The organism is Streptomyces sp. NPDC058662, assembly GCF_042716255.1.
Lineage (GTDB): Bacteria > Actinomycetota > Actinomycetes > Streptomycetales > Streptomycetaceae > Streptomyces.
Genome location: NZ_JBHXRU010000142.1, coordinates 1 through 11,777, shown reverse-complemented (window position 1 = coordinate 11,777; position 11,777 = coordinate 1). Strand labels below are relative to the sequence as shown.

The following is an 11,777-nucleotide window of genomic DNA, read 5'->3' as shown; positions in this document are numbered from 1 at the left end:
GGCGGAGGCGGAGGCGGCGGCCGAGGCACCGGGCCAGGCGCCGGGGGCACCGCCGCCGGGCTGGGCGGCGCCGGGCCAGGCGCCGGGCGCCGGGGACGGCGCTGCGGGCGCGGTCTGGGAGGCCGGTGCGCCCGGCGGGACCTGGGGCGCGGACGGGGCGGGCGGCGCGGACGCCGCCGCGGCCCGGGCGGCGGTTCCGGCCGTCACGGGAGCGGCGGCCGGAACGGTCGGCTCCGGCGCGGCGGGCCGTACCGGCTGCGGCGCGGCCTCGGGCTCGGGAGCCCGTACGGCCGCACGCGCCGCGGCCATGCCCCCGGCCGGGCCGGCGGGCGCCATGCCGTGCGCCTCCGGGCCGGGTACGTACCCCAGGACCGGCGCGGCACCCTGCGCGGCGGCCATCGCCGCGGCCCCGCTCCGCTCCAGGCGGTCGAGCCGGGCCTGGAAGGACCGTTCGTCGTCGAAGGCGGCCGGCAGCAGCACGCGGGCGCAGATCAGCTCCAGCTGCAGCCTCGGCGAGGTCGCGCCCCGCATCTCGGTGAGCCCGGTGTTGACCAGGTCGGCGGCGCGCGACAGCTCGGCCGCCCCGAACACGGACGCCTGGGCCTGCATCCGCTCCACGACGTCGGCGGGGGCGTCGATCAGCCCCTTCTCCCCGGCGTCGGGCACGGCGGCCAGGATGACCAGGTCGCGCAGCCGCTCCAGCAGGTCGGCCACGAAACGGCGCGGGTCGTTGCCGCCCTCGACGACGCGGTCGACGATTTCGAAGGCCGCGGCCCCGTCCCCGGCGGCGAAGGCGTCGACGACGGAGTCGAGCAGCGAGCCGTCGGTGTAGCCGAGCAGCGAGGTGGCCATGGCGTACGTCACACCGTCGTCGGCGGCGCCGGCGAGCAGCTGGTCCATCACGGACATCGAGTCACGCACCGAACCGGCGCCCGCGCGCACGACGAGCGGCAGCACGCCGTCCTCGATCCGGGCGCCCTCGCGGCCGCAGACCTCGCCGAGGTACTCGCGCAGGGTGCCGGGCGGCACCAGCCGGAAGGGGTAGTGGTGGGTCCGGGACCGGATGGTGCCGATCACCTTCTCCGGCTCCGTGGTGGCGAAGATGAACTTGAGGTGCTCCGGCGGCTCCTCGACCACCTTCAGCAGGGCGTTGAAGCCCGCCGAGGTGACCATGTGGGCCTCATCGATGATGTAGATCTTGTAGCGGCTGGCGGCGGGCCCGAAGAACGCCTTCTCCCGCAGGTCGCGGGCGTCGTCCACACCACCGTGCGAGGCGGCGTCGATCTCGATGACATCGATCGAGCCCCGCCCGTTCCTGGCGAGGTCCTGGCAGGACTGGCACACGCCGCAGGGTGTCGGGGTGGGACCCTGCTCACAGTTCAGGCAGCGGGCGAGGATGCGCGCGCTGGTGGTCTTCCCGCATCCGCGCGGACCGCTGAACAGGTACGCGTGATTGACCCGGTTGTTGCGCAGGGCCTGCATCAGCGGGGCAGTGACATGCTCCTGCCCGATGACCTCGGCGAACGACTCGGGGCGGTAGCGGCGGTACAGCGCAAGGGACGACACGTATACGAGGTTATCCGGGCCCGCCGACAACAGCGGCCCGCCGGCGTCCGCGACCCCGGCCCGGAACGCAAAGCGCCCCCCACGCACCCGCCAGAGCCCACTTACCCTTGCTGCCTTCCGGCCCTGGGGGAGTTGGGTGAGATAGCGCCACGTGAGGGGCTGGCCCCACCCTAGCGGATGGACGCCCCCGGAATCGAGCCGGCCCCCTCCACACCTCCCGCGCCCCCCTCGCACGGACCCCCCGGACCCCGACCGGGGCACCTCCCGACGATCACGTTCGCGAGCACCCCTCAACGTCTTGTATTGTTTGCGGCGGAGGATTCGCCTAGTGGCCTAGGGCGCACGCTTGGAAAGCGTGTTGGGGGCAACCCCTCACGAGTTCGAATCTCGTATCCTCCGCCATTGCTCTCACCGGGCAATACGACGAAGGGCCCCACCGCTTGCGGTGGGGCCCTTCGTCGTTCCTCAGGTCTCGTCGTCCTGGTCTTTGCCCACAGGCCTCTTCTCCGATCTCCGAGGGCCCATCGACTACACAGCGACGAGGCGCACTCTGTCGCCACAGAGCTTCGCCATGTCGTCGATGTCCGAGGTGAGCATGACGACCGGGCGGCGCTGACGCAGCGCCATCTCGGCCACAGCAGCATCGATGGCGTACTTGTGACCATGCAGCCCGGCGTTGATCAGCATGGCTGAGGCGGCCTTGGCCTCCTCGTCGCCGATGTGCACGATCCGCACTCCGGACAGGACCCAGGCGAGCCGCGCCTTGTCCGTCCGGCGATGCACCGCTTCGACGATGGTGAGCGCGCTGATGACCACCTCCATGCCCCGCTTGCGGGCTTCGGCGATGAGGGCGACGACGGGCTCATGATCACCGACGAACTGCGACAGGCCCTCGCAGTCGAGAACGAGGGTGCCTTCGTGACTCAGCCTGCGGCGGGCCACTGCCCCTCCTCGGCAAACACCTCGTCGAAGACCCGGCGCGCCCGCTCCTGCTCGTGCTCGGAGATCGACCCCTGACGGCGTTCGTAGTCGGCCAGGTACTCATCCAGGATCTGACCGCGCAGCTCACGCTCCACCGCTTCGGTGATGAACGCGGAGAACTCACGCTTGCCGACCCGTCGGCGGATCGCCTCCGCCGTCCCCTCGGGGAGGGAGAGGCTGACTCTGGTGGCCGGCCCTTCGCCGACGCTGTACGGAATCTCACTCATGAGATCGAGATTATCAAATAAGTAGGAATCCGACCGGGGTGCGACGCCCGTGCCCCACCGGGCACTTAAAGGCCCGACCGGAAAACCGGCCGGGGCCTTCTGCGTTCCCCGGCTTTCGCGCAGGCGGGGACCGGCGGATGCGGGGGCTGGTTCTGACGCGGGGGCATGTACGGCGGGGGCGGCTGATCGGTTCTGCGGTGAACGCGGTCCGGCATCCGGGTGATCATCGGGGCCGGGGTCTGGCGGGACGGGGGCCGGGGGGACTATCCCTCCACTCATGGGTAGGAACGACCGCTGCCGCTGAGGCGCCCCCGCACCCCCGTGCCCCTGCCGTGAACCACCGGCAGGGGCACGGGCACGTCCCGCACGGGCACGTCCCATACCGGCACCCCCACCCGGCACGTCCCGCACCGGCACGTCGCAGACGGGCACGTACCGGTACGGCCCGAGGGGTCAGCCGAACTGGGGCATCTCGCCGACCGTCGTCGTCAGGTCGATCACCGCGAACGCCGCCCCCTGCGGGTCCGCCACCGCGGCGAAGCGCCCGAACGGGCTGTCCATGGGTCCGGAGTAGACCTTGCCGCCGTGCTTGCGCGTCTTCGCGACCGCCTCGTCGCAGTCCGGGACGGCGAAGTAGACCTGGATGTACGACGGCACCTCGGGCGGGAAGTCGTCGCCCATCCTCATCCGGCCGAGCACCGGGTTCTCCTCGCCGCCCAGGGTGAAGACCTTGAAGTCCATGTCGGCTTCCGCGGGGTCGTCGCCCGGCTCCAGCCGCTGGGTTCCGTACGGGAAGACCTCCGCCAGGAACGCGTCCGGCTTGTCCGGCTCCCTGCTGAAGACCTCGGCCCAGGCGTACGCCCCCGCCTCGCCCATCTTCTCGAAGCCCTTGTGGTCACCCGGCTGCCAGACCCCGAAGACGGCGCCTCCCGGCTCCTTGCCGAGCAGCATCGCGCCGAAGCTGCCGATCCGCATCGGTCCCATGAGCACCTCGCCGCCGGCCGCCCCGATCTTCTCCGCGGTGGCCGCCACGTCGGACGAGGCGAGGTACAGGCACCACTGCGAGGGCGCGTCGGCCCCCGGCATCGGCGGGACGACGGCCGCGACGGCCTTGCCGTCCGAGTAGGCCTGCGTGTAGTTGCCGTACTCGCTGCTCTCCTCGCCGAAGGTCCAGCCCAGCACGTCCGCGTAGAACGTCTTGGCGCCCTCCACGTCGGTGAACATCGCATCCACCCAGCACGGGGCGCCTTCCGGGAACTCAGCCATGGTCGATCGACTCCTGTGTCGTTGTCGTGTGCGCACGCCTGCTCCAGCTGTTCCTCCCCACGCTAGGCGCGGCCTCCGACAACCGCGCGGCAATCGCGCACGGAACCGCGCGCCCAACCGCGCACGCCGGGCGGCCCCGGGGGAGGCTGGAGGTATGGACGACAAGACCGGCGCCACCGGCGCCACCATCAGGCTGGCGCAGCAGCCGGAAGCGGACGCGCTGCTCGGCAGGAGCCCGCTCGCGGCGCTCGTGGGCATGCTGCTGGACCAGCAGGTGCCGATGGAGTGGGCGTTCTCCGGGCCCTGGACGATCGCCCGGCGGCTCGGGGGCGAGGACCTGGACGCACACGCCGTCGCCGCGTACGACCCGGACGCCTTCGCCGCCCTCCTCTCCGAGAAGCCGGCCGTGCACCGCTACCCGGGCTCCATGGCCAAACGCGTGCAGCAGCTGTGCGCGTACCTGGTGGACCACTACGACGGGGACGCCTCCGCGGTCTGGGCGGACGCGGCGACGGGGGAGGAACTGCTCGCCCGGCTCAAGGCGCTGCCGGGCTTCGGGGAGCAGAAGGCGCAGATCTTCCTCGCGCTGCTCGGGAAACGGTTCGACGTGCGCCCGAAGGGCTGGCGGGAGGCGGCGGGCGCGTACGGGCCGGCCGGCGTCTACCGCTCGGCGGCGGACATCACCGGCCCGGAGTCCCTGGCCAAGGTGCGGGCGCACAAGCAGGAGATGAAGGCCGCCGCCAAAGCCGCGAAGGCCTCACCGGAGCAGTGATTGACCGGTCGGACGGCCTACGGATTGACCCCTGTCGCCGGTCGATCCCGCCCGTAGGTTGGACGACATGAACCAGACCGCGACCCGCGCCGCCACCGCCGAGGCCATCCAGGACGCCCCCGGCAGCGTCATCACCCTGCTCACGGACACCGCCGAACTCACCTGCAACACGGCTGCCTTCGACGCGGGTGCGGCCGGCGCCCCGGTGCACTTCCACACCAGGGCCACCGAGTTCTTCCACGTCACCGCCGGACTGCTCGACGTACTGGTCGGCGACGAGATCCACACCCTGGGCGCCGGCGACTTCATCGCCGTCCCGCCGGGCGTCAAACACGCCTTCGCCCCCGCCGCCGGGCACACCGCCGCCGTGTTCGTCGGCTTCACCCCCGGCATGGGCCGCTTCGACTACTACCGGCTGCTGGGCCGGGTCAACGCGGGCGAGGCCACCGTGCAGGACATCAAGGACAGCTCCGCGACGTACGACAACCACTACGCGGAGAGCCCCGTCTGGAGCGGCCGCCGCCGCAGCGCGGAGCCGTAGACCACGTCCGCGTCCAGTCGGCGCAGCTCCTCCGCGATCAGCTCGGCCCCACTGCGGATCTTCAACGCCACTCTGCGGTCGGGGCTGCCCGGCAGGCTCAGTGTGGCCAGCGCGCCCCCGGGCCGGTCCACCCGGACCTCACCGCCCGTGCTGCGCAGGCTGACCCGGGTGATCACGGGCCCGTCGCTCGCCAGCCGGTCGACCGGGACCCCGAGCCGGTCCTCCAGCCAGCGCGCCAGCAGCTCGGCGCTCGCGTTGTCCGCCTCGCTCTCGACCGCCGCGCCCGTCACGTCCAGCCGCCGCTGGTCCAGTGCGGCGGCCAGCAGGGCCCGCCACGGCGTCAGCCGGGTCCAGGCCAGGTCGGTGTCGCCCGGCCGGTAGGCGGCGGCCCGCTCGTCGAGCACGCCGATCGGGTCGGCCGCCGCCGCCGCGTCCGTGATCCGGCGCTGCGCGAGCGCGCCGATCGGGTCCCCGGCCGGGTCCGCGGGGGCCTCGCCCGGCCACCAGGCCACCACGGGCGCGTCGGGCACGAGCAGCGGCAGGACCACCGAGCCCGCCTGCTCGGTCAACGCGCCGTGCAGGCGCAGCAGTACGGTCTCACCGGTGCCGGCGTCCGTGCCGACCCGCAGCTCGGCGTCCAGCCGGCTCACCCGGCGCCGGTACGGGCCGCGCGCGGTCCGTCTGATCACCGCGATGATGCGGCACGGGTGCTCGCGCGCCGCGTCGGAGGCCGACCGCACGGCGTCGTACGCGTTCTCCTCGTCGGTGACGACGACGAGGGTCAGGACCAGCCCCATCGTGGGGCTGCCTATGGCCCGTCGGGCTGCGAGCAGGGCCCGGTCGACCTTGCTGGACGTGGTGTCGGTGAGTTCGGTCCGCATGCACCGAGTCTGTCAGCGCCTGCCCGGTGGCGGGCACCCGGTTCGGCCGGGCCGGGAACGGCCGCGGGCGGGCGTACGGGGATCCGGGGGGCGCGGGACGTACGGGAATCCGGGGAGCGCGGGCGTACGGGGTCAGCCGGGCGTACGGGGGTCACCTGCGCTTGCGGGCCGTCCCGAAGACGGACCGGGAGATCTCGCGGCCCAGCTGCGTACCGATCGACCGGGCCAGCGAGCGGAACAGCCCGCTCCCCACGACCTGTTCGGCCAGCGACGGATCCCGTTCGGGTGCGCCGTGCGCCGCCTCCGGCGCCTTCTCGGCCTTCGCCGCCCGCTCCGCCTCCGCGGAGGCCGCCGCGGCCGCCTCCGCCCGTCCCTCGGCGGCGGCCTGCTCGGCGCTGATTCTCTCGTACGCCGACTCACGGTCGACGGGCTGCGCGTAGCGCGCGTAGAGGGCCGAGGCCTTCACCGCCCGGTCCAGGGCGGAGGGTTCGACCGGTCCCATCAGCGACTGCGGAGCGCGCAGCCGGGTCGCGGCGACCGGGGTCGGGGCGCCGTTCTCGCTGAGGACGGTGACCACGGCCTCGCCGGTGCCCAGTCGGGTGAGCAGCTCCTCCAGGTCGTAGGCGGAGCGCGGGAAGGTCCTGACCGTGGACCGCAGCGCCTTCGCGTCGTCGGGGGTGAAGGCGCGCAGGGCGTGCTGCACCCGGTTGCCGAGCTGGGCCAGGACGTCCGACGGCACGTCCTTGGGGGTCTGCGTGACGAAGAAGACGCCGACGCCCTTGGAGCGGATCAGCCGGACCGTCTGGGTGATGGAGTCGAGGAAGGCCTTGGAGGCGTCGTTGAAGAGCAGGTGGGCCTCGTCGAAGAAGAAGACGAGCTTGGGCCGCTCCAGATCGCCGACCTCCGGCAGGTCGTTGAAGAGGTCGGCCAGCAGCCACATCAGGAAGGTGGAGAAGAGCTGGGGCTTGTCCTGGACCGCCGGGAGCTCCAGTACGGAGACCAGCCCGCGGCCGTCCGGGGCCGTGCGCAGGAACTCGCCCGTGTCGAACTCGGGCTCTCCGAAGAACTCGGCCGCGCCCTGCTGCTCGAACGCGGTCAGCGCCCGCAGGATCACCCCGGCCGTCACCGTGGACAGACCGCCGATGCCCTTGAGCTCCGGCCTTCCCTGGTCCGAGACGAGGAAGGCGACCACCGCCCGGAGGTCCTTGAGGTCGACCAGCTCCAGACCCTTGGTGTCGGCGTAGTGGAAGATCAGGCCGAGGGACTGCTCCTGGGTGCGGTTGAGCTGCAGCACCTTCGACAGCAGCACCGGGCCGAAGCTCGTGACGGTCGACCGGACCGGGATGCCGGGGCCGATCCCGCCGAGCGCGTAGAACTCACTGGGGCAGCCGGCGGCCTCCCATCGCTGGGCCACCTCGGCGGCCCGCTCCTCGACCTTCGGACCGGGAGTCCCCGGCGCCGAGATCCCCGACACGTCGCCCTTGATGTCGGCGAGGAAGACCGGGACGCCCTGGGCCGACAGCTGCTCGGCGATGAGCTGCAGGGTCTTCGTCTTGCCGGTGCCGGTGGCGCCCGCCACCAGGCCGTGGCGGTTGAGCATGGACAACGGGATGCGGATCTGCCGGTCGGGCAGGCACGCGCCGTCCCACAGGAGGGCACCCAGGTCGAGCGCGGGACCGGTGAAGGCGTACCCGGCGGCGATCTCGGACACCGCGGGGCTCGCGGCGGTGTCGGGGCTCGCCGCGGTCGCGGCGGTTCCGGGACTCGCGGCGGTTCCGGCGGTCTCGGCGGGGACGACCGTCTCGGCGGCCGCCCCGGTGGGGCCGGTGCCGCCGGCGGGGCCGGTGCTCTCACTCATGGATCACTCCCGAATTAGCGCTGTCCGTCACTTTTGCACCGACGGCGCACGGCTGCGCCCGCAGGCACCGGCCCGGTAGGCTTTCCGTGTGATCTTCAAGCGCATCGGTAGCGGGCGGCCTTACCCCGACCACGGCCGCGAAAGCACGCGGCAGTGGGCGGACGTCGCGCCACGCCCGGTCCGGCTCGACCAGCTGGTGACGACCAAGGGGCAGCTGGACCTCGAAACGCTGCTCGCCGAGGACTCCACCTTCTACGGCGACCTCTTCGCCCACGTCGTCAAGTGGCGCGGCGACCTCTACCTGGAGGACGGGCTGCACCGCGCCGTGCGCGCGGCCCTCCAGCAGCGCCAGGTACTGCACGCGCGCGTCCTCGAAATGGACTGACACGCGCCGCCCTCGGGCCTGCCGGTAGCGCCGGTGCCGGGCCCGGCACTGGGCCGGCCCACGGCCCGTACGGGGCCGCCGTCCCAGCCGTGCCGCGCTGACGTGCGGGAACACGCTCCATCCGATCGTCCGCGCACGCGAAACGCCCGTCGCGGCGCGCCCTTCGACGCCTGGACGCCCGCTTCCCCTTCGTGACGGATTGGGCCTTTCGGGTCACTATTGACCTATCAGCAGATCATTTAGTAGGCATCGCTCCCGCTCGGCACTACGCTGCGCCCATGAGCATGCTCACTCCCCCCGGCATGGGCGGAAAGTACCGCGTCACGGGAGCTGCCTACCCCCGCATGAGCCGTAAGCGGAGCCGCCGTCGGATCGCCTTCGCCGTGCTCGGCTCGGTCCTCGCGCTCGCCCTGCTCGGCTACGGGGCTATGCAGCTCATCGATGTGTTCCGCGGCGACAGCCCCAAACGGAACACGGTGGCCGGCGCCAAGGACTGCCCGACACCGGCGGCGAAGGCCGCGGTCAAGGGCGGCCCCGCCGCGGCCTCGACCCCGCCGAAAACGGCCGTCGTGCTGCCCAAGCCCGGTGACATCACGGTCAACGTCTACAACGCCACCCCGCGCGCGGGCCTCGCCAAAGCCGTCGGCGACGAACTGGCCAAACGCGGCTTCCTCATCGGCAACGTCGGCAACGCCCCCGCAGACTTCGACAAGAAGGTCCCCGGCACCGGGATACTGCTGGGCTCCCCCGCGACCGACAAGGCGGCCTTCTCCGTCCTCGGCACCCAGCTCCCCGGCACCACCCAGCAGACCGACACCCGCGAAGGCGCGGACATCGACCTGATCCTGGGCGACGCCTTCAAGGAGCTGAGCACCAAGGAGGACGCGGACAAGGCGCTGGCCCTCCTGGCCAACCCCGCGCCCGCGCCCTCGACCTGCTGACCCCGACCCACTGAACCGGCCGGACCGCGTGCGCGGTCCGGCCGTACTCCCCGACGGGCACGGTCCGGCACAGCCGGCGTTCCCTCCTCGGCGGAGCGAGGCGTCCTACTCGGCGGAGCCGAGGCTGCTTATTCGGCGGAGCCGACCCTGCTTATCCGGCGGAGCCGACGCTGCCTATTCGGCGGAGCCGTACATGCGGTCGCCCGCGTCGCCCAGCCCCGGCACGATGTAGCCGTGCTCGTTGAGCCGCTCGTCCACGGCGGCCGTCACCACCGTCACCGGCGTGCCCGCGAGCTCGCGCTCCATGATCTCGACGCCCTCGGGCGCCGCCAACAGCACCACGGCCGTGACATCGTCCGCGCCGCGCTTGATCAGCTCGCGGATCGCCGCGACGAGCGTGCCGCCGGTGGCCAGCATCGGGTCGACCACGTACACCTGCCGCCCGGAGAGGTCCTCCGGCATGCGCGTCGCGTACGTGGAGGCCTCCAGCGTCTCCTCGTTGCGGACCATGCCCAGGAAGCCCACCTCGGCGGTCGGCAGCAGCCGGACCATGCCGTCGAGCATGCCGAGGCCGGCCCGCAGGATCGGCACCACGAGCGGGCGCGGGTGCGAGAGCTTCACACCGGTGGTCGGACCGACCGGGGTCTCGATGTCGGCCTGCTCGGTGCGCACGTCGCGGGTGGCCTCGTACGCGAGGAGGGTCACCAGCTCGTCGGCGAGCCGGCGGAACGTGGGGGAGTCGGTGCGCTTGTCGCGCAGGGTGGTGAGTTTGTGCGCCACCAAGGGGTGATCGACGACCTGCAAACGCACAACTTCCTCCAAGACTCGACCGCAGGGCTTAGACCTGCCGCCTGCGACCCCGCTACCTGCGAAAACGGCCGCACGACGCGACCCTCACCCAAAAGGCTACGCGCTGTCGCGGCCGCTTCGCGTCCCGAGCCGCGCCACGCCCGCGACGGCCTGCGGATGCGCCCCTCCCGGACCCCCAGCACGCTGGACTGATGAGCAACACACCGGTCATAGCCGCCGTGGACGGATCCGAACACAGCCTCAAGGCCCTGGAGTGGGCCCGGGCCGCGGCCGTCCGGCACGGCGCGGCCCTGCTGATCGCCCATGTTCTCCCCGACCACGCCCAGTTGTACGCGGGTCGCCGCGCCTCGCTGCACGACCCCGCGCAGCCCGGCCAGTTCGCGGATCCGGTCGAGGAGCGGATCAGGGCCCTGCTCGGAGGAGGCCCCGAGCTCCCCGACGGCATCCGGTACGAGTCGCTGGAGGGCTCCGTCCCCGAGGCGCTGCGGGTGGTCGGGTCGGGGGCCCGGATGCTGGTGATGGGCTCGCGGGGGCGCGGCGGGTTCGCCACCCTGCTGCTCGGTTCGAACAGCCGCGCCGTGGCCACGACCGCGCCGTGCCCGGTGGTGGTGGTCCCGCACGCGGAGCGGAGCGCGGCGGGCGGCGGGGAGGCCGGCGGGGCGGGCGGCGGCGGAGATCCCTACGGAGCCGCGGCGTCGGCCGGGCGGGTGGTGCTGGGGCTGCACGCGGCGGAGACGCCCGATGACGTACTGGCCTTCGCCTTCACGGAGGCCGCCGCGCGGGGGACCGCCGTCCAGGTGGTCTCCGCGTACGCCGTGCCGCCCGCCCCGACGATGGTGATCGACAGTCCCTTCGCGGTGATCCCGCCGGAGGGGCTCGCGGACGAGGGGGACGGCGTACCGGCGGAGCGGGAGATGCTGCGGGCGCAGACGGAGCGCCTGGCGCCGTACCGCGAGCGGTTCCCGGACGTGCCCGTGGAGCAGGCCGCCGTACCCGGGGACGCGGCCGGGCGCCTGGTCGACACCTCGCACACGGCGGCGCTGGTCGTGGTCGGCCGCCACCATCCGCGGCGCCGGCCCAGGTCCCTGCTGATGGGTTCGGTCGCGAACGCGGTCCTCCAGCACGCCCGGGGTCCGGTGGCCGTGGTCCCCGCCCTCACGGACGACGCCTGACCTGGGCGGGGGTGGCATCAATCGGGCCGTACGGGGGAAGGTGGTGGCGGGGGGTCTGCTTCGCGCCGGCGAAGGAGGACGACCGGACCAGCCGGGGTGGTGGCGGATGCCCGACACGCAGCCGAGCGAAGAGTACGAGACGCCGGAGACGGCGGCGCAGCGCCGAGCGCGGCGCGCGCAGTTCCTGCGCGACCTGAACGAGGCGCGCGAGCTGCGTGAACGCGTCCAGCCCCGCCGCGCCCGCGCGGCCCGCATGCGCCAGCAGATGCGCATGCGCACCTTCCGCTGGTAACCGCGGCCGATCGTTGGCCCGCGGCCGGGCGCCGGCGGGCGACACGGCCGGGCGGGAGGCGCCCGCAACCCGCGCGGGGCGGCCC

Annotated in this window: 13 protein-coding genes, 1 tRNA gene and 1 other RNA gene; 7 read left to right on the top strand and 8 right to left on the bottom strand. The window is 73.0% G+C overall.

Going from position 1 to position 11,777, the window contains the following annotated elements; all coding sequences use genetic code 11:
- Positions 1 to 1,566: DNA polymerase III subunit gamma and tau (locus tag ACFWUQ_RS29530; protein ID WP_384544109.1), on the bottom strand; the 1,566-nt coding region annotated here is incomplete at its 3' end.
- A gap of 65 nt (positions 1,567 to 1,631) precedes the next feature.
- An RNA gene (gene ffs / locus ACFWUQ_RS29525) (signal recognition particle sRNA small type) lies at positions 1,632 to 1,730 on the bottom strand.
- A 150-nt stretch (positions 1,731 to 1,880) separates the two neighbouring features.
- On the opposite strand from ffs, the gene ACFWUQ_RS29520 reads away from it, so the two are divergent.
- A tRNA-Ser gene (locus ACFWUQ_RS29520) sits at positions 1,881 to 1,968 on the top strand.
- A 126-nt stretch (positions 1,969 to 2,094) separates the two neighbouring features.
- Here ACFWUQ_RS29520 and ACFWUQ_RS29515 read toward each other — a convergent pair.
- The 3 genes from ACFWUQ_RS29515 to ACFWUQ_RS29505 all read right to left on the bottom strand — a co-directional run bounded on the left by ACFWUQ_RS29515 (position 2,095) and on the right by ACFWUQ_RS29505 (position 4,040).
- Complete coding sequence (locus ACFWUQ_RS29515) at positions 2,095 to 2,508, bottom strand: DNA-binding protein (RefSeq protein WP_384544108.1); 414 nt, start codon at positions 2,506 to 2,508, stop codon at positions 2,095 to 2,097.
- Positions 2,490 to 2,774 carry a hypothetical protein gene (locus ACFWUQ_RS29510; RefSeq protein ID WP_384544106.1) on the bottom strand — a complete coding sequence of 95 codons (285 nt, stop codon included), beginning with the start codon at positions 2,772 to 2,774 and terminating at the stop codon, positions 2,490 to 2,492. Before ACFWUQ_RS29510 ends, ACFWUQ_RS29515 begins: the two co-directional genes overlap by 19 nt.
- A 453-nt stretch (positions 2,775 to 3,227) precedes the next feature.
- Positions 3,228 to 4,040, bottom strand: a complete 813-nt coding sequence (locus ACFWUQ_RS29505) for a VOC family protein (protein WP_384544104.1) — start codon at positions 4,038 to 4,040, stop codon at positions 3,228 to 3,230.
- A 154-nt stretch (positions 4,041 to 4,194) separates the two neighbouring features.
- Between ACFWUQ_RS29505 and ACFWUQ_RS29500 the strand changes: the two genes are divergently transcribed.
- Together ACFWUQ_RS29500 and ACFWUQ_RS29495 are read left to right on the top strand one after the other, a co-directional pair.
- Positions 4,195 to 4,812 (top strand): HhH-GPD-type base excision DNA repair protein, encoded by a 618-nt coding sequence (locus ACFWUQ_RS29500; protein ID WP_384544102.1) that lies wholly within the window; start codon positions 4,195 to 4,197, stop codon positions 4,810 to 4,812.
- 67 nt (positions 4,813 to 4,879) lie between these two features.
- Entirely contained in the window at positions 4,880 to 5,353 is a 474-nt protein-coding gene (locus ACFWUQ_RS29495) for a cupin domain-containing protein (RefSeq protein WP_384544100.1), read from the top strand.
- Here ACFWUQ_RS29495 and opcA read toward each other — a convergent pair.
- Positions 5,302 to 6,234 carry a glucose-6-phosphate dehydrogenase assembly protein OpcA gene (gene opcA, locus ACFWUQ_RS29490; protein WP_384544098.1) on the bottom strand — a complete coding sequence of 311 codons (933 nt, stop codon included), beginning with the start codon at positions 6,232 to 6,234 and terminating at the stop codon, positions 5,302 to 5,304. The two genes, ACFWUQ_RS29495 and opcA, sit on opposite strands and share 52 nt — an antisense overlap.
- Before the next feature lie 151 nt (positions 6,235 to 6,385).
- Entirely contained in the window at positions 6,386 to 8,092 is a 1,707-nt protein-coding gene (locus ACFWUQ_RS29485) for a helicase HerA-like domain-containing protein (RefSeq protein ID WP_384544096.1), read from the bottom strand.
- A gap of 88 nt (positions 8,093 to 8,180) precedes the next feature.
- Here ACFWUQ_RS29485 and ACFWUQ_RS29480 point away from each other — a divergent pair, with 88 nt between their 5' ends.
- Positions 8,181 to 8,477 (top strand): type II toxin-antitoxin system VapB family antitoxin, encoded by a 297-nt coding sequence (locus ACFWUQ_RS29480; RefSeq protein ID WP_384544094.1) that lies wholly within the window; start codon positions 8,181 to 8,183, stop codon positions 8,475 to 8,477.
- A gap of 278 nt (positions 8,478 to 8,755) precedes the next feature.
- On the top strand, positions 8,756 to 9,418 hold the full coding sequence (locus tag ACFWUQ_RS29475; RefSeq protein ID WP_384544092.1) for a LytR C-terminal domain-containing protein: 663 nt from the start codon (positions 8,756 to 8,758) through the stop codon (positions 9,416 to 9,418).
- Positions 9,419 to 9,592: 174 nt separating this feature from the next.
- Here ACFWUQ_RS29475 and upp read toward each other — a convergent pair whose 3' ends face one another.
- A complete protein-coding gene (gene upp / locus ACFWUQ_RS29470; RefSeq protein ID WP_031141526.1) occupies positions 9,593 to 10,228 on the bottom strand; it encodes a uracil phosphoribosyltransferase in 636 nt (211 codons plus the stop codon).
- 191 nt (positions 10,229 to 10,419) lie between these two features.
- Here upp and ACFWUQ_RS29465 point away from each other — a divergent pair, with 191 nt between their 5' ends.
- Both ACFWUQ_RS29465 and ACFWUQ_RS29460 read left to right on the top strand, forming a co-directional pair.
- The gene (locus tag ACFWUQ_RS29465) at positions 10,420 to 11,400 is read left to right on the top strand and encodes a universal stress protein (RefSeq protein ID WP_384544091.1); all 981 of its coding nucleotides are present in this window, start codon (positions 10,420 to 10,422) and stop codon (positions 11,398 to 11,400) included.
- Positions 11,401 to 11,506: 106 nt separating this feature from the next.
- On the top strand, positions 11,507 to 11,692 hold the full coding sequence (locus ACFWUQ_RS29460) for a hypothetical protein (protein ID WP_384544089.1): 186 nt from the start codon (positions 11,507 to 11,509) through the stop codon (positions 11,690 to 11,692).
- The last annotated feature ends 85 nt before the right edge of the window (positions 11,693 to 11,777 follow it).

Excerpts from the sequence above, each read along its gene's own strand:
- ACFWUQ_RS29475 (WP_384544092.1), top strand. The coding sequence starts at position 8,756 with ATGAGCATGCTCACTCCCCCCGGCATGGGCGGAAAGTACCGCGTCACG.
- ACFWUQ_RS29505 (WP_384544104.1), bottom strand. The coding sequence starts at position 4,040 with ATGGCTGAGTTCCCGGAAGGCGCCCCGTGCTGGGTGGATGCGATGTTC.
- ACFWUQ_RS29485 (WP_384544096.1), bottom strand. The coding sequence starts at position 8,092 with ATGAGTGAGAGCACCGGCCCCGCCGGCGGCACCGGCCCCACCGGGGCG.
- ACFWUQ_RS29500 (WP_384544102.1), top strand. The coding sequence starts at position 4,195 with ATGGACGACAAGACCGGCGCCACCGGCGCCACCATCAGGCTGGCGCAG.
- opcA (WP_384544098.1), bottom strand. The coding sequence starts at position 6,234 with ATGCGGACCGAACTCACCGACACCACGTCCAGCAAGGTCGACCGGGCC.
- ACFWUQ_RS29495 (WP_384544100.1), top strand. The coding sequence starts at position 4,880 with ATGAACCAGACCGCGACCCGCGCCGCCACCGCCGAGGCCATCCAGGAC.
- ACFWUQ_RS29460 (WP_384544089.1), top strand. The coding sequence starts at position 11,507 with ATGCCCGACACGCAGCCGAGCGAAGAGTACGAGACGCCGGAGACGGCG.
- ACFWUQ_RS29510 (WP_384544106.1), bottom strand. The coding sequence starts at position 2,774 with ATGAGTGAGATTCCGTACAGCGTCGGCGAAGGGCCGGCCACCAGAGTC.
- ACFWUQ_RS29465 (WP_384544091.1), top strand. The coding sequence starts at position 10,420 with ATGAGCAACACACCGGTCATAGCCGCCGTGGACGGATCCGAACACAGC.